17 protein-coding genes, 3 pseudogenes and 1 other annotated feature are annotated in these 22,251 nt (G+C 58.2%); of the genes and pseudogenes, 9 read left to right on the forward strand and 11 right to left on the reverse strand.

The window, feature by feature from the left end; genetic code table 11:
* Positions 1-3 precede the first annotated feature (3 nt).
* Complete coding sequence (gene hisG, locus HA48_RS12340; RefSeq protein WP_128601574.1) at positions 4-903, reverse strand: ATP phosphoribosyltransferase; 900 nt, start codon at positions 901-903, stop codon at positions 4-6.
* Positions 904-956: 53 nt separating this feature from the next.
* Positions 957-1,078, reverse strand: a sequence feature (His leader region).
* Positions 1,054-1,101, reverse strand: coding sequence for a his operon leader peptide (hisL, locus tag HA48_RS12345; protein WP_100396937.1), 48 nt, complete (start codon positions 1,099-1,101; stop codon positions 1,054-1,056). Its footprint overlaps the feature before it by 25 nt.
* A 180-nt stretch (positions 1,102-1,281) precedes the next feature.
* Between hisL and HA48_RS12350 the strand changes: the two genes are divergently transcribed.
* Complete coding sequence (locus tag HA48_RS12350) at positions 1,282-2,109, forward strand: SDR family oxidoreductase (RefSeq protein ID WP_128601575.1); 828 nt, start codon at positions 1,282-1,284, stop codon at positions 2,107-2,109.
* Positions 2,110-2,201: 92 nt separating this feature from the next.
* Here HA48_RS12350 and HA48_RS12355 read toward each other — a convergent pair whose 3' ends face one another.
* The 3 genes from HA48_RS12355 to puuD are packed head-to-tail and all read right to left on the reverse strand — an operon-like array spanning position 2,202 to position 4,820.
* Positions 2,202-3,479 carry an NAD(P)/FAD-dependent oxidoreductase gene (locus HA48_RS12355; protein WP_128601576.1) on the reverse strand — a complete coding sequence of 426 codons (1,278 nt, stop codon included), beginning with the start codon at positions 3,477-3,479 and terminating at the stop codon, positions 2,202-2,204.
* A gap of 23 nt (positions 3,480-3,502) precedes the next feature.
* Positions 3,503-4,060 carry an HTH-type transcriptional regulator PuuR gene (gene puuR, locus HA48_RS12360; RefSeq protein ID WP_128601577.1) on the reverse strand — a complete coding sequence of 186 codons (558 nt, stop codon included), beginning with the start codon at positions 4,058-4,060 and terminating at the stop codon, positions 3,503-3,505.
* A complete protein-coding gene (gene puuD, locus HA48_RS12365; RefSeq protein WP_128601578.1) occupies positions 4,053-4,820 on the reverse strand; it encodes a gamma-glutamyl-gamma-aminobutyrate hydrolase in 768 nt (255 codons plus the stop codon). The genes puuR and puuD overlap by 8 nt, the downstream gene beginning before the upstream one ends.
* Positions 4,821-5,032: 212 nt before the next feature.
* On the opposite strand from puuD, the gene HA48_RS12370 reads away from it, so the two are divergent.
* Both HA48_RS12370 and HA48_RS12375 read left to right on the forward strand, forming a co-directional pair.
* Positions 5,033-6,448, forward strand: a complete 1,416-nt coding sequence (locus HA48_RS12370) for a glutamine synthetase family protein (protein ID WP_128601579.1) — start codon at positions 5,033-5,035, stop codon at positions 6,446-6,448.
* A 365-nt stretch (positions 6,449-6,813) separates the two neighbouring features.
* Entirely contained in the window at positions 6,814-8,172 is a 1,359-nt protein-coding gene (locus tag HA48_RS12375) for an APC family permease (RefSeq protein WP_128601580.1), read from the forward strand.
* Between the two features lie 93 nt (positions 8,173-8,265).
* On the opposite strand, the gene sbcB is transcribed toward HA48_RS12375, so the two are convergent.
* Entirely contained in the window at positions 8,266-9,687 is a 1,422-nt protein-coding gene (gene sbcB, locus HA48_RS12380) for an exodeoxyribonuclease I (RefSeq protein WP_128601581.1), read from the reverse strand.
* A 199-nt stretch (positions 9,688-9,886) separates the two neighbouring features.
* Here sbcB and dacD point away from each other — a divergent pair.
* The 3 genes and pseudogenes from dacD to tmaR all read left to right on the forward strand — a co-directional run bounded on the left by dacD (position 9,887) and on the right by tmaR (position 12,775).
* Positions 9,887-11,052: pseudogene (dacD, locus tag HA48_RS12385) on the forward strand (serine-type D-Ala-D-Ala carboxypeptidase DacD).
* A 172-nt stretch (positions 11,053-11,224) separates the two neighbouring features.
* On the forward strand, positions 11,225-12,283 hold the full coding sequence (locus HA48_RS12390; protein WP_128601583.1) for an FUSC family protein: 1,059 nt from the start codon (positions 11,225-11,227) through the stop codon (positions 12,281-12,283).
* A gap of 171 nt (positions 12,284-12,454) precedes the next feature.
* Positions 12,455-12,775 (forward strand): PTS system regulator TmaR, encoded by a 321-nt coding sequence (gene tmaR, locus HA48_RS12395; protein WP_128601584.1) that lies wholly within the window; start codon positions 12,455-12,457, stop codon positions 12,773-12,775.
* Positions 12,776-12,887: 112 nt separating this feature from the next.
* On the opposite strand, the pseudogene HA48_RS12400 reads toward tmaR, so the two are convergent.
* Positions 12,888-13,954, reverse strand: a pseudogene (locus tag HA48_RS12400) (LacI family DNA-binding transcriptional regulator).
* A 99-nt stretch (positions 13,955-14,053) separates the two neighbouring features.
* Here HA48_RS12400 and HA48_RS12405 point away from each other — a divergent pair.
* Entirely contained in the window at positions 14,054-14,824 is a 771-nt protein-coding gene (locus HA48_RS12405) for a YdcF family protein (RefSeq protein ID WP_128601585.1), read from the forward strand.
* A 126-nt stretch (positions 14,825-14,950) separates the two neighbouring features.
* On the opposite strand, the gene HA48_RS12410 is transcribed toward HA48_RS12405, so the two are convergent.
* Entirely contained in the window at positions 14,951-15,862 is a 912-nt protein-coding gene (locus HA48_RS12410) for a ketopantoate reductase family protein (RefSeq protein WP_128601586.1), read from the reverse strand.
* A gap of 212 nt (positions 15,863-16,074) precedes the next feature.
* On the opposite strand from HA48_RS12410, the pseudogene fusA reads away from it, so the two are divergent.
* A pseudogene (gene fusA, locus HA48_RS12415) lies at positions 16,075-18,173 on the forward strand (elongation factor G).
* A 59-nt stretch (positions 18,174-18,232) separates the two neighbouring features.
* On the opposite strand, the gene HA48_RS12420 reads toward fusA, so the two are convergent.
* Both HA48_RS12420 and HA48_RS12425 read right to left on the reverse strand, forming a co-directional pair.
* On the reverse strand, positions 18,233-19,018 hold the full coding sequence (locus HA48_RS12420; protein ID WP_128601587.1) for a phosphate/phosphite/phosphonate ABC transporter substrate-binding protein: 786 nt from the start codon (positions 19,016-19,018) through the stop codon (positions 18,233-18,235).
* Positions 18,915-19,982: a fatty acid desaturase gene (locus HA48_RS12425; RefSeq protein WP_128601588.1), complete on the reverse strand. Its 1,068-nt coding sequence runs from the start codon at positions 19,980-19,982 to the stop codon at positions 18,915-18,917. Before HA48_RS12425 ends, HA48_RS12420 begins: the two co-directional genes overlap by 104 nt.
* 216 nt (positions 19,983-20,198) lie before the next feature.
* Between HA48_RS12425 and HA48_RS12430 the strand changes: the two genes are divergently transcribed.
* Positions 20,199-21,221 carry an LLM class flavin-dependent oxidoreductase gene (locus HA48_RS12430; RefSeq protein ID WP_128601589.1) on the forward strand — a complete coding sequence of 341 codons (1,023 nt, stop codon included), beginning with the start codon at positions 20,199-20,201 and terminating at the stop codon, positions 21,219-21,221.
* A gap of 199 nt (positions 21,222-21,420) precedes the next feature.
* Here the strand turns inward: HA48_RS12430 and HA48_RS12435 are convergent, their stop codons facing one another.
* Positions 21,421-22,248: a glycosyltransferase family 8 protein gene (locus HA48_RS12435; protein WP_128601590.1), complete on the reverse strand. Its 828-nt coding sequence runs from the start codon at positions 22,246-22,248 to the stop codon at positions 21,421-21,423.
* Positions 22,249-22,251 lie beyond the last annotated feature (3 nt).

Genomic DNA, 22,251 nt, shown 5'->3' on the forward strand with positions numbered 1-22,251 from the left:
TGATCACTCCAGCATTTTTTCGATTGGCAGAACCAGAATTGAGCTGGCGCCCAGCGCTTTCAGTTTTTCCATGGTCTCCCAGAACAGCGTTTCGCTGCTCACCATGTGCATCGCCACGCGGCTCACGTCGCCCGCCAGCGGCAGCACGGTGGGGCGCTCGGCGCCCGGCAGCAGCGCAATCACCTCTTCCAGGCGCTCGCTCGGCGCGTGCAGCATGATGTATTTGGACTCACGCGCTTTAATCACGCCCTGAATACGCATCATCATTTTGTCCACCAGCTCCTGCTTGGCGGCGGAGAGTTCACCATCACGCTGGATCAGCACGGCTTTAGAGCGGTAGATCACCTCTACTTCACGCAGGCCGTTGGCTTCCAGCGTGGCGCCAGTGGAGACCAGGTCACAAATCGCATCGGCCAGGCCGGCGCGCGGGGCAACTTCAACGGAACCGTTCAGCAGGCAGGATTTAAAAGCAACGCCTTGCTTATCAAGGTATTTTTTCAGCAGGTGCGGGTAAGAGGTGGCGATGCGGGCACTGTCCAGGCACTGCGGGCCGGTGTACTCCTCGTCAACCGGCATCGCCAGTGACAGGCGGCAACCGCCAAAATCCAGTCGGCGCAGGGTGAAGTAACGCGGATCTTCGCCCTGAGCGCGGCGCGTCAGCAGCTCCTCTTCCAGCACGTTTTCACCCACGATGCCAAGATCCACCACGCCGTCCATCACCAGGCCAGGAATATCGTCATCGCGCACGCGCAGGATGTCGATAGGCATGTTCTCCGCAAACGCAATCAGACGCTGCTGCTGAAGGTTGATTTTGATGCCACAGCGCGCCAGCAATTCGCGTGATTCATCACTTAAACGGCCGGATTTCTGCATAGCTATGCGTAAACGGGTGTTATCTAACATGGTTCCTGTCCTCTTATTCAATCCTGTCTGAAACGTTTTAGGTTACGTCAGCCCATAAAAAACCCCCGGAAGATGATCTTCCGGGGGCTCTCTTTGCGCTCGCACCACTGGAAGATCCTAAACGTCTTCCAGCACTCATCGCCTGAAAGACTAGTCAGGATGATGGTGGTGATGATGGTTGAACTGAACGCGTGTCATAGTAAATTCCGTTGCTGAATGAGTATTCATTTGCGTGCTCATTAACCTAACGAAGATAACGACGCTTGGCAACCCTTTTTTAACGTCAGTTTCCGGAACCTTTCGCAACAGTTTGCGCTGGTCTGAGGATAGCGACAGCACTAAGATGAGGTGTCTGAATGCGCGAGAGCAGGAGTCGATATGAAAAGAGTCGCGATTGTAGGTCTGGGATGGCTGGGCATGCCGCTGGCGATGGCGCTAACGGCACGCGGCTGGCAGGTGACCGGCAGCAAAACCTCACCGGACGGCGTGGATGCCGCGCGCCGCTGCGGCATTGAGGCGTTTCAGCTGGTGCTGACGCCGGAGCTGGCGTGTGAAGCGGAAGATCTGGACGCGCTGATGGCAGTGGATGCGCTGGTGGTGACGCTGCCCGCCAGCCGTACCGTGCAGGGCGGTAACGATTATATGCAGGCCGTACAGAATGTGGTGGATACCGCGCTGGCGTATAAAGTGCCGCGCATTCTGTTTACCAGCTCAACCTCGGTGTATGGTGCTGGCGCGGGCGTTATGAAAGAGCAGAGCGCGCTGGAACCGGAGACAGTGGCGGGCAAAACGCTGGTGGAGCTTGAGCACTGGCTGCACGATCTGCCGGGCACCAGCGTCGATATTGTGCGTCTGGCCGGGCTGGTGGGGCCGAACCGCCATCCGGGGCGCTTCCTGGCGGGCAAAACCGATCTGGATAACGGCAGCCACGTGGTGAATCTGGTGCATCTGGATGATGTGGTGGAGGCGATCGTGCTGCTGCTGCAGACGCCCAAAGGCGGGCGGGTTTACAACCTGTGCGCACCCAAACACCCGACGCGCGGCGAGTTCTATCCGTTTGTCACCAAAAATCTGGGTCTGCAACCGCCAACCTTCGCCGCCGAAGCCGTGCACTCAACAGGCAAAGTGATTGATGGCGCGAAGATCTGCAATGAGCTGGGGTTTGAGTACAGTTATAACGATCCCATGACCATGCCGTTGAATTAAGCCAGGTGCGCATCAATGCGCACCCTACACTGTAAGGTCGCCATGAATGGCGACCTTGCACGCACGGCATCCCATCTCACCCTGCAAATCCCTTATACCCCCAACCGATCGCGCAGCGCATACCACGCTGCACCCATCGCCGTTAACGGCACCTTAAACCGGCGCCCACCCGGAAACGGCAGGTGCGGCAACTTCGCAAAGGCGTCGAACCGCTCCGCCTGGCCGCGCAGCACTTCCGCAATCAGCTTGCCGGCCAGATGGGTGCAGGTCACGCCGTGCCCGCTATCACCCTGCATAAAATAAGCATTCTTCTCCAGCTGACCAAACTGCGGCATGCGCGACAGCGTCAGCAGGAAATTGCCGCTCCAGCGCTGGCTGAACTTCACGTTGCGCAATTGCGGGAAGGTACGCAATAACTTAGGCCGAATCAGCGCATCAATATCTTCCGGTTCACGCGCACCGTACACCACGCCACCGCCGTACAGCAGTCGGTTATCAGCGGTAAGGCGGAAGTAATCGAGCAGGTAGTTGCAATCCTCTACACAGTAGTTGTTCGGCAATAGCCCCAAAGCCTGATCGCGGCTCAACGGCTCGGTGGTCACGATCTGCGATCCGCACGGCATACTCTTGCGGCTCAGGCGCGGCTCCAGCTGTGACGGCAAATAGGCGTTGCCGGCAAAAATCACAAACTGCGCGCTCACTTCACCGTTCGCGGTTGTCACCCGATGCGGCGCACCGTACTTTACCTTCAGCGCTGCCGACTGCTCATAGATGCGCCCGCCGTGACGGCGAATCGCCTCAGCTTCACCCAGCGCCAGGTTCAGCGGGTGCAGATGGCCGCCGCGTTTGTCCAGCAGGCCACCGACGTAACGATCGGTCGCCACTTCACGCCGGATGCCGCGCTCGTCCAGCAGCTCCAGATCGTGGTTGCCATAGCGCTGCCAGCTGGCTTTCTGACTGCGCAGATGGCCCATTTGTCGCTGATTCAGCGCGGCAAAAATGCCGCCGGGCCGGTAATCGCAGGCGATGGCATAGCGATCGATGCGATCGCGAATAATATCCGCGCCTTCAAACATCATGCTGCCCAGCATCTGCGCGGTCTCTTTGCCGTAGCGCTGCTCAATCACATCCACATCCCGGCTGTACGAATTCACCACCTGACCGCCGTTACGACCGCTGGCGCCGTAGCCAATCCGCGCGGCCTCCAGCAGCACCACATCGTATCCGGCCTCCATCAGGAACAGCGCCGACGAGAGCCCGGTAAACCCCCCGCCGATAATACAGACGTCACACTGAATGGCGTCCTGTAGCATCGGCCACGGATCATGGGCGTTGGCGGTCGCCGCATAGTAACTCTCCACATGTTGCATCACAGTCTCCTTAAGGGCGAACCTCAGAAAGTGGCGGGCGTGTGTGCGCTGACAATGCGGCACGGCCGATCGGATGTATTGGTAAAACTGTGGGGCAGACCGGTATCAATCACGTAGCTCTCCCCGCAGTTGAGGTGATAACTCTGCCCGTTCACCACCAGTGTGATCTCGCCTTCGAGCACCGTGCCGGTCTCTTCGCCGGGATGGCGCAGCTTTTCACCGGTGCTGGCGCCAGGTTCGTAGCGCTCCAGCAGCATCGCCAACGCGCGTGTCGCCGCGCCGTTGTCAACCAGCCGCAGGGAGACCCCGGAACTGCCCATCTCTACGCACTCCTGCGGGCGTACAACAACGCGTGGCGTTGCATCCGGTTTCGGCTCAGCGAAAAATTCGCAGAGGGAGAGTCCGTAAACCTTTAGCAGCTTCTGCAGGGTACTGAGCGCCGGGCTGACTTTATCCTGCTCAATAGTGCTGATGGCGCTGTGCGTGATACCCGATAGCTCAGCAACACGACGCTGAGACATGCCCAGCTCCTGGCGAATCTGTGAGAGTCGGCGTCCGGGAGCCAGCGAGGCATCACTCATGGCTCTTTTCCTTGTGGTAAGCGGCAGCGGCGTGAATAAATGCGGTAAACAGGCGGCGAGATACCGGGTCCTCCCCGGACTGCCACTCCGGATGCCACTGTACCGCCAGCGCGAAAGGATGCTGACGCAGGCTGACGGCTTCAATCAGGCCATCCGGGGCCCGTGCCTCAATACGCAGTTGCGGGCCAGGCTCGCGAATGCCCTGCGCGTGCAGAGAGTTCACGGCAAAAGCCGCAGCGCTGCCCAGCAGCTGACAGAGCAGGCCTTCCGGTTCCGGCTGCACGTTATGTACCGGCGCGTAGCGCTCTGCAAGCGGTAGCGCCTCATCTTCGCGGTGCTCCTGAAACGCTGGCGTTTCAGATAATTGACGATGCAGCGCGCCGCCGTTTGCCACCACCAGCTCCTGCAGGCCGCGGCAGATGCCAAATATCGGTATCTTTTTGCCCGCGGCATGCGTGATCAGGGCAAAGGCCAGACGGTCACGCGACGGATCGGCATGCGTCTCTTTGCCCTCTGCGCCATAGTGCCAGGGCTCAATATTACTTGGACTGCCGGTCAGCAGAATGCCATCCAGCAGCGTCATACTGTTTTCTAATAGCAGCGGCGCATCCATCAGCTGGTGGGGCAGAGGAAGTGGCACGCCACCGGCCAGCACGATGGCGTCAAGATACTTATTGTGCACCGTCTGAGCGGGATGATCGCCAAGGGCATTCTGGCACATCACTACGCCGATCAACGGTTTGTCAAAAATAGTGCCCATAACGTCTCCACGCCGCTGTTCAATATTTTCGCCGGATAAGCCCGGTTTGCCGGATAAATGTGCAATATATTGTCAATCTAGCAACGCGATGCGGCATCTTCAAACGGAATTGTTACATTTGCACACTATTTGCGTTAGAGCTATGTTAGAACTGTGGCTGTTATTTTGAGCATTGCGCACACCTCATTAAACGGTATAGGGCGGGTGGGAACATGACGAACCTCGTGGAAGTAGAAGACTTCACGCGACACAGTGAAGAAAAACGAACCAGCGCGTTCCAGCTGGAGGTGAAAACCTGGCTGGAACGCCATCCTGAAACGCAGTATGTCGATATCCTTCTTAACGATCTCAACGGTGTTTTTCGCGGTAAGCGCATTCCGGTCTCTGCGCTGGCGAAGCTGGAAAAAGGGTGTTATTTCCCGGCTTCGGTCTTCGCTATGGGTATCCTCGGTAATACCGTCGAAGAAGCTGGCCTGGGACAAGCCTTAGGCGAACCTGACAACCTCTGTCTGCCGGTTCACGGCACATTAATTCCCTCCGCATCCGATCCGCAACGCATTGCACAGCTGCTGCTGACCATGTGTGACCAAGATGGCACTCCCTTTGACGTTGAACCCCGAAACGTGCTGAACCGGCTGTGGCAACAGCTGCGCAATCGCGGCCTGTTCCCGGTGGTAGCGGTAGAGCTGGAGTTCTATCTGGTCGATAAGAAGCGCGATGCAGAGGGCTATATTCAGCCGCCGTGCGCGCCAGGCAGCGATGAGCGTAATATGCAGAGCCAGGTCTACTCGGTGGATAATCTGGTCCACTTTGCGGATGTGCTGCGTGATATCGATGCGTTGGCAAAGCAGCAGAATATTCCTGCTGACGGCGCACTGGCGGAAGCGTCGCCGGGCCAGTTCGAGATCAATCTGCACCACACGCGCGACATTCTGAAAGCCTGCGATGATGCGATTCTGCTGAAGCGGCTGGTGCGCCAGGTCGCGGAAAATCACGGCATGACGGCCACCTTTATGGCGAAGCCGTATGAAGAGTACGCCGGCAGCGGCATGCACGTGCATATCAGCATGCTGGATGCCGCCGATCACAACGCCTTCGCGCTGGATGACGGCAGCGATTCGCCGCTGCTGAAGCGGGCGCTGGCCGGCATGATTGATCTGATGCCCGCCTCAATGGCGCTGCTGGCACCTAACGTTAACGCCTACCGCCGCTTCCTGCCGGAAGCCTTTGTGCCACTACATGCCTCCTGGGGCCACAACAACCGCACGGTTGCCTTACGCATTCCGTGTGGCGAGATGGAGAACCACCGCGTGGAGTACCGCGTAGCGGGCGCAGACGCCAATCCTTATCTGGTAGTGTCAACAATTCTTGCCGGTATTTTGCATGGTCTGGATAATCAGCTACCCTTACCGCATGCGGTGAAGGGAAATGGTCACGAGGCCGAAGGGCTGGCGTTGCCGATCCGTCAGAGCGATGCGCTGTACGAGTTTGAGAACAGCTATCCGCTGCAGAAGCTGCTGGGTGAGCGCTTCTGCCGCGTATGGCACTGCTGCAAACAGTATGAACTGCGCGAGTTCGAACGGCTGATCACCGCCACGGAGATCGACTGGATGTTGAAGAATGCCTGATCGACAGAAGAATTGATCTAACATCTTGTGTCGATGGCATTAGTTGGGGCAAAATACGCGCCCTGCAAAAGACAAAACATAACCGACGCCTTATACGTCGGTTATTTTTTTGCATGGTGCTTTCACTACATTACGAGGCCGGACACGCATCCGGATAGATAGACACTGAAACACGCCTGGGCGTGAGATTTGAGGAACAAAGATGGGACTGTTTACAATTGCACCAGCGCTGGCTGGTTCTCGCTTTCGTGATGATTACGGCGCGGCGACAATCGCAAACACTAATATCACGTCTCACTGCAGCACATTGCGCAGTATCCCTGTGGTACAACTGAAATCAGTTGCTGCTGTAGGGGGTCTGAATAATGTCGCTTAACACCTCTGCCGCACCTCAGCGTGCACATCTGAAAAAATCTCTGACTCTGATCCCGGTCGTCATGATGGGCCTGGCGTATATGCAGCCAATGACCCTGTTTGATACCTTCGGCATCGTGTCCGGATTAACCGACGGCCACGTCGCCACCGCTTATGCTTTCGCGCTGATCGCGATACTGTTTACTGCCGTGAGCTACGGCAAGCTGGTACGCCGCTTCCCATCTGCGGGCTCCGCTTACACCTATGCTCAGAAGGCGATCAGTCCGCACGTCGGCTTTATGGTGGGCTGGTCATCGCTGCTGGACTATCTGTTCATGCCGATGATCAACATCCTGCTGGCGAAAAGCTACTTTGAGTCGCTGGTGCCGGGCATTCCGTCGTGGATTTTCGTGGTGCTGCTGGTGGCCTTTATGACCATCTCCAACCTGCGTGGCATCAAAACCGTGGCGAACTTCAACAGCGTCATCGTGGTGCTACAGGTTGTTGTTATGGTCGCGATCACCGGTATGGTGATTTACGGTGTGGCAAACGGTGTTGGCTCCGGCACGCTGACCAGTACGAAACCGTTCTGGTCTGAAGATGCACATGTGGTGCCGATGATTACTGGTGCAACCATTCTGTGCTTCTCGTTCCTTGGCTTTGATGGCATCAGTTCGCTGTCGGAAGAGACCAAAGACGCAGAGCGCACCATCCCGCGCGCGATTTTCCTCACCGCGCTGATCGGTGGTGTGATCTTTGTGGCTGTCTCTTACTTCCTGCAGCTCTACTTCCCGGATATCTCGCGTTTCCAGAATCCGGACTCGTCACAGCCTGAAATCATGCTGTTTGTCGCCGGTAAAGCGCTGCAGATCGGTATTCTGATCTTCTCCGTGGTGACCGTGCTGGCATCCGGTATGGCCGCGCACGCAGGTGTTTCCCGCCTGATGTACGTGATGGGCCGTGATGGTGTGTTCCCGCAGCGCTTCTTTGGCTTCGTGCATCCGAAATACCGCACGCCGTCGCTGAACGTACTGCTGGTGGGCGCCGTCGCGCTGCTGGCGATCAACTTCGATCTGGTTACGGCAACCGCGCTGATTAACTTCGGTGCGCTGGTGGCGTTCACCTTTGTGAACCTCTCCGTGATTGCGCAGTTCTGGATTCGTGAGAAGCGTAACAAGACGCTGAAAGATCACCTGAACTATCTGGTGCTGCCGGTCATGGGCGCGCTGACAGTGGGTGCGCTGTGGATCAACCTGGAAGAGACCTCAATGGTGCTCGGCCTGGTGTGGGCAGCGATTGGTATTGTCTACCTGGCGTTTGTGACCCGCACCTTCCGTAATCCGGTGCCGCAGTTCAGCGAAGAAGTGTGATATCAGCTGGCCGTCCGATGGGCGGCCACGATATCGAACCCTCATGCGGTGCGTTAAGCGGGCCGTATGAGGGCATTAAGCGCCGTTACCCGTTTACGAGACCAGCTCCTGCGCATAGAGATAGAGCGCTTTCAGCTGAGCCAGCTTCTCCGCATCCCCTTCATGTAATCCCGCCAGCGACTCCAGCTCCAGTAAAAACGCCTGCACACGCTCTGCATTCAGCGCTTCACGACGATGCTGCAACCAGCGCTGCTGCTCACGATCGTCGAGCGTGCCAGGGAAGTTACGCGCGCGGTAGCGGAACAGCAGTTTCGCGATACGCTTATCCTCAAAGGTCAGATCCAGCGCCGGCAGGTTCTGCGGCGGGGTCTGGCGAAGGATATTCATCCCGGCGCGATCGGCGTCGCTGAAGAAGCCATCATAGAGCTGCGCATCCACATCATCCGAGGGGGTAAACGGCTCCGCGTCGGCAAACAGCGCCACCACGCTCTCGCGCACCCCGGTGTGCTGGCGCAGCAGTGCCAGATTGGCCAGGCAGTGCTGACGATCGATATTCAGCCGTTCGGCATCCTCCGGACGCAACGTATTGGCCGGTGCCAGCACCGGACACTTATTGATGTGCACCAGCTTAACCGGTACCGGCGGCAGGCCGTTCAGCTCGCTGTGGCGCGTATACAGCCGCTCGCGCAGCGCATCGGCGTCCAGCTCCAGCAGCGGCGCCATATCACCGGCCAGATCGACGACAATCAGCGCATTTTTGTTATCCGGATGCCAGGCCAGCGGCACAATCCAGCTGGTGTTACCGCGCGCCGCGCCGAACATACCGGAGACATGCACCAGCGGTTTCATCTGCGGGATATCGATCAGCGTCATCAGTTTCTGTTTATTGCGATGGCTGAAGAGAAACTCAAACAGCTTTGGCTGCTTCTCTTTCACCAGTTTTGCCATCGCCAGCGTGGCATAGACATCGGACATCGCATCGTGCGCCTGCTCATGCGCCACGCCGTTGGCTTTAGTCAGGTGCTCCAGCTTAAAGCTGGGGAAGCCGTCATCGTTCTCCGGCCAGACAATCCCTTCAGGGCGCAGTGCATAGCAGGCGCGCATGACATCAAGCAGATCCCAGCGTGAGTTACCGTTCTGCCAGCTCCAGCCGTAGGGATCGTAGAAGTTGCGGTAGAAAATATTGCGTGTCACTTCGTCATCAAAGCGCACGTTGTTGTAGCCAATGATGCAGGTCTGCGGCTCGCTAAACAGGCCGTGGATGCGTTCGGCAAACGCCGCTTCGTTAACGCCGCGCGCTTTCGCGGTTTGCGGCGTGATGCCGGTAATCATCACCGCTTCCGGCTGCGGCAGGTAGTCGTCGGCGGGCTGACAGTAAAACACCTGCGGTTCACCTACCGGGTTGAAATCTTTATCCGTACGCAAACCCGCGAACTGCGCAGGGCGGTCCAGCGAAGGGCTCTTGCCGAAGGTCTCATAATCGTGAAACAGAAAGGTGAACTCAGAGGCGGGCACGGCGTTATCCTGGCTATGGAAATCAACGCACAGAATAGTCGTGCATCGGAGACAGCACAACCTTCATCACGCGAGCCGGGAGCGGGCGCGCAGCATTTATCCGCAGTTCATACTTTTTTTCAATTTATTCAGATATGAAAGCGCTATTTGCCGTAAAACGTGCGGCGGTAAATTCATTTTTTGATTTGAGGAAGAAGTGTTGAAAAGGCGTCTGCTGGTTACTGTATCTGGAATGATTGTTTGGGCATCGCTGGCGCAGGCTGACGACAGCATGCCGTTTCCCATGACGCGCCGGCGATTGATGCCGCATCATGGGTGCTGATGGACGCCACAACCGGCCAAATCCTCACCGCCGGCAATCCGGATGCCGAGCGCAATCCGGCCAGCCTGACCAAACTGATGACCGGCTACGTGGTAGATCGCGCTGTCGATCAGAAAAAAATCACCCGTGATGATGTGGTGACCGTAGGCAAAGATGCCTGGGCGGCCGGCAACCCGGTGTTTAAAGGCTCCTCACTGATGTTCCTGAAGCCGGGCGATAAAGTGACAGTGCGCGATCTGATGCGTGGCGTCATCATCGATTCCGGTAACGATGCCTGCGTGGCGCTCGCCGACTATGTCGCCGGCAGTCAGGAGAGCTTCGTCAACATGATGAACAGCTACGTTCAGAAGCTCGGGCTGACGCACACCCATTTTGAAACCGTTCACGGCCTGGATGCGCCAGGTCAGCATACTACCGCTCGCGATCTGGCAGTGCTGTCGCGTGCCATCATCAACGGCGAGCAGGATTTCTATGCCATGTATAGCGAGAAAACCCTCAGCTATAACGGCATCACGCAGAACAACCGTAACGGCCTGCTGTGGGACCAGAATCTGCACGTGGATGGCATGAAAACCGGCCACACCGAGAGCGCAGGCTTCAATATCGTGGCGTCGAACGTTGTGGGCCGTCATCGCCTGATCGCGGTGATCATGGGAGGCAAGAGTTCGAAAGGGCGTGAAGAGCAGGCGCGTAAGCTGCTGGTCTGGGGCCAGAACAACTTCGACACCGTGCAGCTGTTCCACGCAGGCAAGAAGATCGGCAGTGAAAATGTCTGGTACGGCAATCCGCACAAGGTTGATGTAGGCACCACGCAGGACGTCTATCTCTCCTTGCCGCGAACTGAAGTCGCCAATGTGATGGCCAAATACGTTATCAACCGTAAAGACCTGGAAGCGCCGCTGAAAGCCGGTGAGCAGATCGGTGAAATTCAGGTGCTGGATAAAGACCGGACGCTGGCAACTTATCCGCTGTATGCGCTCCAGTCGGTCGACGAGGCGGGTATCATCACGCGCATCAGCGACTATGTGAAACAGAAACTGTAAATATGCGGCGGTGCGTTACCTGATTGTTTTCTTTAAGGAAGCGACTTGTAACGCACCTGTTGCAAAAGGCGGTAAGCGCGTAAAAAGAGCGGAAAAAACGCCAGCGAAGGCTGAAGAGTGTGCCTGCGCCAGGGTAACATAGCGCGCAAAATTGTATCGCACCCGGATAACCATGTTACGCGCTGACAAGCCTATCTCACCGATTGAGTTCTGGTTCTATCGCCACTATCGCGCCGTTCACGGCGTACGTATCGCTATCGCTTTTGTCCTCTGTTTTCTGTTTGTGCGCCTCACCGATATCCCGGAAGGCACCTGGCCGCTGATCACGCTGGTGGTGGTTATGGGGCCCATCTCCACCTGGGGCAATGTGCTGCCGCGCGTGGTGCAGCGCATCAGCGGTACCTTCGCGGGCTTACTCTCAGGATTGATCGCCCTCAAGCTGGAGCTGTTTTCGCTGCCGCTGATGCTGGGATGGTGCTTTATCGTGATGATTGTCTGCGGCTATCTGACGCTGGGTAAACATCCTTATATGGCCTTGCTGATCGGCATTACGCTTGGCGTGGTCGTGGGGGCGCCTGCCGGTGACTTCACCGTAGCCCTGTGGCGCGGCGGCGATGTAATTTTGGGCTCGCTGATGGCGCTGCTGTTCAGCGCTATCTGGGCACAGCGTGCTTATACCCACTGGCGCATTCAGCTATCGGATGCGTTTATCAGCATGGCTAAAATTCACCACGCCGGTTTCTCGCCTAATCTGGTTGAAAAGCCACGTCTCAACCCACGTTTTCAGAAGCTGCTTAGCAGCGTTATCAAGATGCGCGCGCTGCTGGAGCCGGCCAGCAAAGAGACGCGTATTCCAAAATCGGTGTTTGAAGCCATCCAGACTATCAATCGTAATATGGTTAACACCATGCAGATGCAGATTGAAGCCTGGTGGTCATCCCGTGAGAGTCATCTGATTCTGCTCAATGCCCCGACGTTACGCCGTACCCAGCAGATGACGGAAAATACCCTGAACGCCCTGGCGGCGCTGATGGTGAAAGGGGAGACAGAGCAGCTGGCCGCCAACAGCCACGAGCTGGAGGAGATCATGCAGGAGCTGGAGTCGCTGATTGCCGGCGGCAGCGAGCGGTTAGAGACCACGGCGATTTACGGTTATGTCTGGCTGAGCCTGGAGCAGGCGCGCCAGCTGGAGCGTATGACGGACCTGGTGCGCCTGGCGCTACGCAAATAGTTTTCTCAGGCAATGACTTAGTGCGAATTGCCCTTTCTTTGCGCTAAGATAAGCGCCAGTCCGAATTTAGCTGTGAGAATTGCGAACCCGGCTAATCAGCCGCTAAGCTACAACTCTTTCCGGTTTATGACTATTACGCCTGCCGCGGCAGGCCTCAAGAAAGGTGCCATCATGGAAAATGCCAAGCAATCATTTCAGGACGTACTGGAATTTGTGCGTATGTTTCGTCGTAAGAACAAACTGCAGCGCGAAATTACGGATAACGAGAAGAAGATCCGTGACAACCAGAAACGTGTGTTGCTGCTGGACAACCTGAGCGAATACATCAAACCTGGCATGAGCATCGAAGCGATTCAGGAGATCATCGCCTCAATGCGCGTGGATTACGAAGATCGCGTTGATGAGTACATCATTAAAAATGCGGATCTCTCTAAAGAGCGTCGTGAACTGTCGAAAAAGCTGAAATCGATGGGCGAGCCAAAGGCACAGTAAGCCACCCGTTTGTCTGCTCCAGGGCCGCGTATACGCGGCCCTGTCTGTTTATGGCGGCAGGCCCTTCAGACCTGATTACAGCGGCGGTTAACCCTTCACACCGTATCCCGCTTTATGATGACCTTTTTAACGTTCGCGCTAATGCCTGCAACTGCCGGGCAATCTCCGCCACATCCGGCGTCTGCTGCAGCGGCGCAGCTGTCGTCTCACGCAGCACCAGCTCAGTTTCCAGCGGCTCAACGGGCGGCGTCTCCCCGGCCAGCTGCGCCAGCAGACGATCCACGCTCACTGTTCCCAGCTGCTGTAAATCCTGACGGACCGTGGTGAGCGGCGGCTGATACCACGCGCTCTCCGCCGTATCGTCATAACCGATCAGGGATATCTCTGCCGGAATCTTCACGCCGTGCTGGTGCAGCGCGCGCATGGCGCCCAGCGCCATCTGGTCGTTAGCCACCAGCAGCGCCTGCGGTAAGCGGTCAGGGAGGAGTGTCATCACTGCCTGATAACCGGCGGCGGCGCTCCAGTCGCCGCTCAGGACGCATACCGGTGCCAGCTGATGCGCCGCCAGCGCCTGCTGCCAGGCGGCAAAGCGCGCGCGCGCAGAGGCTGAACGTTCCGGGCCGTTGAGCACGCCAATCTGGCGATGCCCCAGCGCCACCAGGTGATCAACCGCCTGCCGTGCGCCGCTGGCGCTCTGATACTGACACTGCGCCACACCGGCACTGCCCTCCACATCCAGAAACAGCGCCGGTTTATTGCCGCACTGCAGCTGAATCTGCGCGGCCTGTTGCGCACTCAGCGGCAGATTAATCAGCAGGGCATCCACGCGCTGGGCCAGCAGTTCATTCACGGTATCCTGCGCGTCAGAGCCGGCATTCGCATGGCAATCACCAGATGGTACGCCTGCGCCGCCGCGCGCTGCTGAATCGCTGACGCAATCTGCGCGGGCGCCATCAGCGCCAGGTCGCTGGTCGCCAGCCCCAGCGTGCGCGTGGCTTTACCGGCCAGCTGTTGTGCCACGCGATTAGGGATGTAATTCAGCTGCTGCATCGCCGCTTCAACTCTGGCGCGGGTGGCGGCGGAAACCTGCGCCGAGTGGTTCAGTACCCGTGAAACCGTTTGATAAGAAACGCCTGCCAGCCGGGCAACATCGTCGAGGGTTACGGATCGCGCTGTCATTGATCTCTCCTGAATAAGTTGCGGCGAGTGTAACAAATTTTTCCCTGCCGGCACGTTATTAAGCCGCTACACTGCCTGAGTTAACGTAAGGAGAGTGCAATGCAGCTCAATCAACAACAGATTCAGGATATTAACGCTCTGGCCGCCTGGCTGGCGCTTGATCATATGCCGGCTGACGGCACGCTGGATATCGATTTAGCCATTCTGGCCGGCCATGCCGTGCTGCCAAATGTCGAAGCGGTGATGGCGCTGGCGAAGCGATATCAGCTGCCGCTGCTTATCAGCGGCGGTGTAGGGCACTCAACGGCGCTGCTGAAGGAGATGATGGCCGTGCATCCGCTCTATCGTCAGATTGAACGTGCCGGCAAGAGCGAGGCGGAACTGCTGGGTGATATGGCGCGCCTGTTCGCTGCGCTGCCGGAGGAGCAGCTACTGCTGGAAACGGCTTCAGGCAACTGTGGTGAGAATGCGGCATTCAGCCAGCGCCTGCTGGATGCGCAGGGCTGGCAGCCGCAGCGCGTGCTGCTGGTGCAGGACCCGCTGATGCAGCGCCGCACCTGGGAGACGTTCCGCTGGCAGTGGCGCGATCGTGCCGATGCGCCGGCGTTTATCAGCTGGCCGGTATTTGTCCCGCAGGTAGCGATGGATGCCGGCATGCTGCGCATTGTCGGTGCGCCGCCGCAGGGGTTGTGGTCAATGGAGCGATTTCTGTCACTGCTGATGGGCGAAGTGCAGCGCCTGCGTGACGACGCCAGCGGCTACGGCCCGAACGGCAAAGGGTTTTTTGGTCACGTTGATATACCAGAGGCGGTCGAAGCAGCCTGGCAACGTCTGATGCAGTTGCCAGGCGTGCAGTCGCGCCTGGGTTAACGCCGTACACCATGATGGGGATGAAACCTGATATTTCGGGATGTTAACGGTCGCCATGAATGGCGACCCTCCATCACTGTAGGGTGCGCATTCATGCGCACCAGGTTATTCCCGTGCACCAGGTCGTCACCGCGTCTGCAAATACATCTGCAAATTCACATACACCGCGTTCAGCAGCGGCGTCGCCACCGCATGGCGCGCGCCGCGCGCCAGCAAATCACCGATGATCTGATCGGCTTCGATAGCGTAGCCCTGCAGGAGATCGCGGTACATGGAGGAGGTCATCGCCGCATCAGGGTTGTTCAGCGTCTCAAAAATCTTCGCCGTCACGGCCGGACGCTGCGGGTAGCCATCGGCAGCGATCACCGCCAGCACCTCCGCGAAGATGCCCTGCAACAGCGCCTCGCCGCCGTCCGAGGTCAGCACCTGCCGGGTATCGCCCCGCGTCAGGCAGCAAACCGCGCCAAGCGTGCTCAGCAGCAGCCACTTCTCCCACAGCTCACTGATGATGTTCCCGCTCAATACCGCATCAAACTGCGCCCCGCGCAGTGCAGCATCGACCCGCTGCAAACGCGCATCGTTGTTGCCGTCCAGCGCGCCGTAATTGAGCGTATGCAGCGGTGACATCTGCATCACTTCACCGTTTTCATTCAGCGTGGCGTGGATTTTACACAGGCCTCCGATCACCTTATCGCCAAACCGCGCCTGCAGGGTATCGATATGGCGCATGCCGTTGAGCACCGGCAGCAGCAGCGTTTCAGGCCCGACAGCCGGGGCGATATCGTTCATCGCCTGTTCCAGCGCAAAACTTTTCACCGTGATAATGATCAGGTCAAAGTGACCGCTCAGGGTGCTGGCCTGTGCCAGTTGTGGCGTCAGCACCGTGCGGCCTTCCGGCGTATTCAGCGCCAGCCCGTTTTGCTGCAGCTGCTGAAAACGGCGCTCACGCACCAGAAAAGTCACATCACGGCCCGTCTGCGCCAGACGTGCACCAAAATAGCCGCCGGTCGCGCCGGCACCCACTACCAGAATGCGCATGTCATGTTTCCGTTGAGAGAAGGGGCCTTTTACCTTAAAGCGGTGCGCGCGGCTGCGCCACACCGGAAATGCGGAAAGCGCTGCAAGGTTTCGGCGATGTTTAAAAAAGGCTCAAACTGTTCGTATTTGCTCGTACAATAGGTCTACGCTGTGACACGACGGCGGGCAACGGTGTCCGCCGCGCAACCTGTCATTCAGACTAAGGACGCATCATGCCCCGACCACTACCACTCGAACGTTATCGCAACATCGGCATCTCCGCGCACATTGATGCCGGTAAAACCACCACCACCGAGCGCATCCTGTTCTACACCGGGATGAGCCATAAGCTGGGTGAAGTGCACGATGGCGCGGCAACCACCGACTGGATGGCGCAGGAGCAGGAGCGCGGTATTACTATCACCTCGGCGGCAGTAAGCTGCTTCTGGCCGGGAATGGATGGCAGCTTTACGCCGCACCGCATTAACATCATCGATACCCCCGGCCACGTCGATTTCACCATCGAGGTAGAGCGCTCCATGCGCGTACTGGATGGTGCAGTCATGGTCTATGACGCGGTCGGCGGCGTGCAGCCGCAGTCAGAAACCGTGTGGCGCCAGGCGAACAAATATCACGTACCGCGTATCGCTTTCGTTAACAAAATGGACCGTCAGGGCGCGGATTTCTTCCGCGTGGTGCAGATGATGAAAGATCGTCTGCAGGCCAATCCGGTGCCGGTTGTGATTCCAGTCGGTGCGGAGGAGCAGTTCAGCGGCGTTATCGATCTCAATAAGATGCGTGCCATTTACTGGGATGAAGCCAGCCAGGGCATGACCTTTAGTTACGCACCGATTCCGGAAGCGTTACAGGCGCTGGCCGCCGAATGGCGGGAAAATATGGTGGCGGCTGCTGCAGAAGCCAGCGAAGCGCTGATGGATCGCTATCTGGAGCAGGGCGATCTCAGCGAAGCAGAGGTGACGGCCGGTCTGCGCCAGCGCACCTTAGCCGGTGAAATCCAGCCGATGCTGTGCGGCAGCGCGTTTAAAAACAAAGGTGTGCAGCGCATGCTGGATGCCGTCATTGAGCTGATGCCGTCGCCGCTGGATGTGCCGCCGGTTGCGGGCGTGAACGAGCAGGGTGAACACGATGAGCGCCATGCGGATGACAGCGAGCCGTTCTCAGCGCTGGCGTTCAAACTGATGAGCGATCCGTTTGTCGGCCAGCTGACCTTTGTCCGCGTCTATTCGGGCGTGTTGCGTAAAGGAGACAGCGTGTGGAATGCGGTAAAAGGGCGCAAAGAGCGCATCGGGCGTATTGTGCAGATGCAGGCGAATGACCGTATCGAGATCGACGAGATTCGCGCCGGTGATATTGCCGCCTGTGCGGGGCTGAAAGAGGTCACCACCGGTGAAACCCTGTGCGATCCCAACGCAGTTATCACACTGGAGCGCATGGAGTTTCCCGATCCGGTGATCTCGCTCTCCATTGAGCCCAAAACCAAAGGCGATCAGGAGAAGATGGGCCTGGCGCTGCAGCGGCTGGCCGCAGAAGATCCGTCGTTCCGTCTGCACACCGATGATGAATCCGGCCAGACGATCATCTCTGGCATGGGTGAGCTGCACCTCGAGATTATCGTTGATCGGCTGAAGCGTGAGTTTGGCGTCGAAGCAATATTGGCCGTCCGCAGGTGACCTACCGTGAAACCATCCGCAAAACGGTGCGTGACGTTGAGGGCAAATTTGTGCGCCAGTCCGGTGGTAAAGGGCAGTATGGTCATGTGGTTTTAACGCTGGCACCGCAGGCGGCGGGCGCGGGCTTCGCCTTTGAGGATGCCACCAAAGGGGGCGTTGTACCACGCGAGTTCATTCCGTCTGTGGAGAAGGGGATTCGCGAAGCGCTGAACAGCGGCGTGCTGGCCGGTTATCCGGTGGTGGATATCAAAGCTACGCTAACGTTTGGCTCGTATCACGATGTGGACTCGTCAGAGATGGCGTTCCGCATGGCGGCCATTTTTGGCTTCAAAGCCGCTGCGAAGCAGGCCGATCCGGCCATTCTGGAACCGGTAATGCAGGTTGAAGTGGAAACGCCGGAAGAGTACGCCGGCAGCGTCATGGGCGATCTCTCATCGCGGCGCGGGACGCTGCAGGGCATGGATGAGCGCTTTGGCGCGCGTATCATTCGCGCGGAAGTGCCGCTGGCGGAGATGTTCGGTTATGCCACCACGCTGCGCTCCATGTCACAGGGCCGCGCCACGTATAGCATGGAGTTTGCGCATTATGCTGAAGCACCGCGCAATGTGGCGGAGGCCATCATTGCCGCGCGTGCGGAGTGATCACCTGTGCGGCAGGGATGCCGCATCATCACGGCCTTTTCCTGCGCTATCGGCGCGGATTACAGTGCCGTAACGCCCCAGGCCGCTGCCCGGTTTTCCCACGTTTTAACTTCATCAAAATAGCTGCGCTGCGGCACGGCGAACCCACCAATCAGATTAGCGTCCAGCAGATCGCGGTAGGCCTTATCCATCGTCAGCTCAAACAGAACGCTGCGCAGTTTCTCCATCAGCAGTGCGTCGGTTTTGCGCGATGTAATGAGCGGCAGGGCTGCACACAGCGGCGTTTCGCCGATAATCTCCAGCCCGGTTAACTCCTCCGGAGAGTATCTGCGCAGCAGCGCCCAGGTAATGCAGTCGATAGCGGCGATATCGGCCTGTTCCGTCCGCAGTGCTGCCAGGGAGTGGCGATGGCTGCCGCTGAACAGCGTTTCACGGAAAAATCGCCCCTGCTGCGCCATGGGGGCGACCATAAAGCGTAAGGCGTTGTAGCCGGAGTGCGAATCACTGCTGTTACAGACGGCGCGGCGATCGTAAAAATCGCTGAGGGTAAGATTCTCATCAACCTTGCGCGCCACCAGCCAGCTGCGGTAGCGCAGATCTTTACAGCCCGGCGCAACCGAATGGAACGTGCCGACCAGCTGCACATCCGGCAGCAGTGCAACCAGCGGATAGCCGCAGGTCTGGCTCAGCAGAAGATTGTCGTCGCGCCAGTGCGGAAGCAGATCGTCGTGCCACTCAACCTCAGCCCGCACGTCGCGTTGCGCCAGCAGCGTCGTTAGCGCTGAGGTCAGGCCTTGCGTGCTCTGATGATCGATGTCGTACATCGGTAACGATATGATGTGCATTCTGTGCGTCCTTATGATGTCCCGGATGGACGTTTACCCCGACCGGTTTGCGCCAGAAGCGCAGCATCCATGCGCCATAACCGGCAACGCGGAAACCGTGATTACGCTGGTGATAACCTTCGCGATACAGCAGATAGAGTGTACGCAGGCCGTACCAGGGTAAACCGGGCAGATCATGATGTACAGAATGATAGTTGAGATTGAGGAATAATAAGCGCCAGGGCCACGCAGCTTCGTTATTTACCGAGCGCGCCAGCGGCGCATCAGCCGCGCGGTGCTCATAAAACGATCGTACTTTGGTCAGCGCCAGTGCCGGATAGCTAACGGCCAGCACCCACCACAGCGGCGAAAAGCCCAGGTGATTGAGCCAGCAGGAGAGCGCTGCCAGAAGCCCGATGTGTATCAGCCACATTGCGATGGCGGGCTTATCCCCGGTCATCACACTGCGCAGCAGGGCGCGCAGCGTCGCGGCGATATCCAGCAGCGGACCAAGCAATATACGGCCGGGGAAGGTATTACGCAGGTGGATGATATTTTGCTGCCACGGCCGAAGCTGCGCCCAGCGTTGCGGTGACACATAGTAGGTTTCCGGATCCTCTTCTGGCTCGGTGAGCGTGTGGTTACGATGATGCGCCAGGTGCGAATCACGGTAAAAACCATAGGGGTACCACACTGCCAGCGGCAGCGTACCGAACAGCTGATTCAGGCGCGGGAAGCGCGTCGGATGGCCGTGAATCAACTCATGCTGTAGCGACAAATACCAGGTGGTCAAGACGATCAGCAGCAGCGTTGACGCCATGAGCCCCAGGGTTTGCCAGAACAGAACGCAGCTAAACCAGCCGCCGTAGAGGGTAATCATCAACAGCCAGGTAGGCAGTTCGCTGCGCCACAGCCAGCTTTTGGCCAGCTGGTGCACTACAACGCGCTGCTGCGCATCAATATACGCGGATGACTTTTTTGACATGGGATTCCGGGTATCGGTCAGGCAGGAGAGGGTGCCGCTACGATGATTGATCCCGGTGATGAACACAAAGAAGGATAACTGCTTTCTTATGCAAAAAAGTTGAAGAAGCGCGCGAAAACTATTGGCTATCAGTGACGTCAGCTCTGACGTAACCTGTGCTCATCGAATCCTGAGTTCTCATATCAGGGCCTGCGTGGCCCGCGAGGAGCAAATAACATGAAAAAAATTGGCTTTTTATCGTTCGGTCACTGGACCCCATCGCAGCACTCAGCAACCCGTTCCGCGCAGGATGTTCTGCTGCAGTCCATCGACCTGGCCGTCGCGGCGGAGGAGTTAGGCGCAGACGGTGCTTACTTCCGCGTGCACCACTTTGCCCGCCAGCTGAGCTCGCCGTTCCCGCTGCTGGCCGCGGTGGGCGCAAAGACCAATCGCATTGAAATTGGTACCGGCGTGATTGATATGCGCTACGAAAATCCGCTCTATATGGCAGAAGACGCTGGCGCAGCGGACCTGATCTCAAATGGGCGTTTACAGCTTGGCCTGAGCCGTGGCTCGCCGGAGCAGGTGGTTGAGGGTTACCGCTACTTTGGTTTTGATCCGCGAGACGGTGAGACCGATGCAGATATGGGCCGCCGCCATACCGAAGAGCTGCTGGAAGTTCTGCGTGGTGAAGGCTTTGCTAAACCGAATCCACAGCCGATGTTCCCGAACCCGCCGGGCCTGCTGCGCCTGGAGCCATTCTCGGAAGGGCTGCGTGAGCGTATCTGGTGGGGCTCCGGTTCCAACGCGACCTCAATCTGGGCGGCGCAGCAGGGGATGAACCTGCAGAGTTCAACGCTGAAGGATGACGAGACCGGCGAACCGTTCCACGTCCAGCAGGCGAAGCAAATTCGTGCGTATCGTGAGGCATGGGCCGCCGCCGGACATCAGCGCACGCCGCGCGTATCGGTAAGCCGCAGCATTTTTGCGCTGGTGAACGACACCGACCGCGCCTATTTCGGTCGCGGTGGGCAAGAGCAGGATTCGGTTGGTTTCCTCGACGAGAAAACCCGCGCCATCTTTGGCCGCAGCTATGCCGCCGAGCCTGATCAGCTGATCAAACAGCTGGCGCAGGATGAGGGGATTGCCGAAGCCGATACGCTGCTGTTGACGATTCCGAACCAGTTAGGCGTGGATTACTGTGCGCATGTGATTGAGAGCATTCTGACGCACGTCGCACCAGAACTGGGCTGGCGCTAAGGCGCCTCTGGCGGCCCTGCGGGCCGCCACTCCGGAGTCTGAATGTGCAATAGCGCCACGAATGCGCGAAGGAAGAGGGGGTATTGAGGTAAGCCCGGACGTCACGCGGCAGGGATGCGCAAGCTTGCCATCTACCCGGGCAGGCTATGCGGAGTGGCGACCCGACAGGGCCGCCATTGTCGAACGTTGCACCCGGCATCTATTCGGTGCCGGCTTCCCACCACAGCTTATCCAGCGCGTAATAGCGATCGCGCTCGGCTTCCGGCTGGTTAAGATCGCGCTTCCACGGCTTCGCCAGAATGTAATGCAGGTTCTTTACCTCCTCCTGACGCCACATGGCACTGTGCTGGAACGGCAGAGTTTTTAATGCATTGTAAATATAGGGCAGCGGCAGCCAGCGGCCGGCAAACACTTCATTCAGCAAATCCTGCTCGGAGAAGGGGTAACGCCGCAGATCCTCAATCTCCATCACCTTCTGCTGTAGCCAGTTGAACACCGCCTGATCCGGTTTCAACACCAGAAAACCGCCGTTAAGGTAGCGATCAAGCTGCGGCGGTGCGGCTTCACCGCGCTCCTGCCAGGTATAATGGCAATTCTCCGGCATCCAGCTGGCAGGGTAGCTGGCAATCTGGTTCGGGTTACAGCGGCAGGCGTGGCAGGCGGCCAGCGCATGCTTCCCGAGATCCAGCGTAAACAGCTCATCCATATTGCGCAGCACCAGCATATCCGCGTCAAGGAACACCACGCGCTCATAGTCCGTTAACGCCCAGGCGCGTAATTTGCTCCACACTTCGCCGAACTGGGCCGACGCATAGTGTTGCTCCAGCTGCGTATCCGGCATTAACGGTTCAACAGGATGGATCACGCAGCCCGACTGCTGCAATGCTGCGCGTGTTTCGCTATCGATAGCATCGGTCACCATCACAATCAGCGGCCAGCGCGTCTCACTGCGCTGCAACGAACGGTGCAGCGCCTGCACACCGATAACATAGTCTGGCTGCGTCAGCAGCGTTACCCAGGCGAACATACT

Source organism: Pantoea wallisii (assembly GCF_002095485.1).
Classification (GTDB): domain Bacteria; phylum Pseudomonadota; class Gammaproteobacteria; order Enterobacterales; family Enterobacteriaceae; genus Pantoea; species Pantoea wallisii.

Bases quoted from the DNA above. Each gene is read 5' to 3' on its own strand.
- hisG (WP_128601574.1), bottom strand. From the start codon at position 903: ATGTTAGATAACACCCGTTTACGCATAGCTATGCAGAAATCCGGCCGT.
- HA48_RS12350 (WP_128601575.1), top strand. From the start codon at position 1,282: ATGAAAAGAGTCGCGATTGTAGGTCTGGGATGGCTGGGCATGCCGCTG.
- HA48_RS12355 (WP_128601576.1), bottom strand. From the start codon at position 3,479: ATGCAACATGTGGAGAGTTACTATGCGGCGACCGCCAACGCCCATGAT.
- puuR (WP_128601577.1), bottom strand. From the start codon at position 4,060: ATGAGTGATGCCTCGCTGGCTCCCGGACGCCGACTCTCACAGATTCGC.
- puuD (WP_128601578.1), bottom strand. From the start codon at position 4,820: ATGGGCACTATTTTTGACAAACCGTTGATCGGCGTAGTGATGTGCCAG.
- HA48_RS12370 (WP_128601579.1), top strand. From the start codon at position 5,033: ATGACGAACCTCGTGGAAGTAGAAGACTTCACGCGACACAGTGAAGAA.
- HA48_RS12375 (WP_128601580.1), top strand. From the start codon at position 6,814: ATGTCGCTTAACACCTCTGCCGCACCTCAGCGTGCACATCTGAAAAAA.
- HA48_RS12390 (WP_128601583.1), top strand. From the start codon at position 11,225: ATGTTACGCGCTGACAAGCCTATCTCACCGATTGAGTTCTGGTTCTAT.
- tmaR (WP_128601584.1), top strand. From the start codon at position 12,455: ATGGAAAATGCCAAGCAATCATTTCAGGACGTACTGGAATTTGTGCGT.
- HA48_RS12405 (WP_128601585.1), top strand. From the start codon at position 14,054: ATGCAGCTCAATCAACAACAGATTCAGGATATTAACGCTCTGGCCGCC.
- HA48_RS12410 (WP_128601586.1), bottom strand. From the start codon at position 15,862: ATGCGCATTCTGGTAGTGGGTGCCGGCGCGACCGGCGGCTATTTTGGT.
- HA48_RS12420 (WP_128601587.1), bottom strand. From the start codon at position 19,018: ATGCACATCATATCGTTACCGATGTACGACATCGATCATCAGAGCACG.
- HA48_RS12425 (WP_128601588.1), bottom strand. From the start codon at position 19,982: ATGTCAAAAAAGTCATCCGCGTATATTGATGCGCAGCAGCGCGTTGTA.
- HA48_RS12430 (WP_128601589.1), top strand. From the start codon at position 20,199: ATGAAAAAAATTGGCTTTTTATCGTTCGGTCACTGGACCCCATCGCAG.
- HA48_RS12435 (WP_128601590.1), bottom strand. From the start codon at position 22,248: ATGTTCGCCTGGGTAACGCTGCTGACGCAGCCAGACTATGTTATCGGT.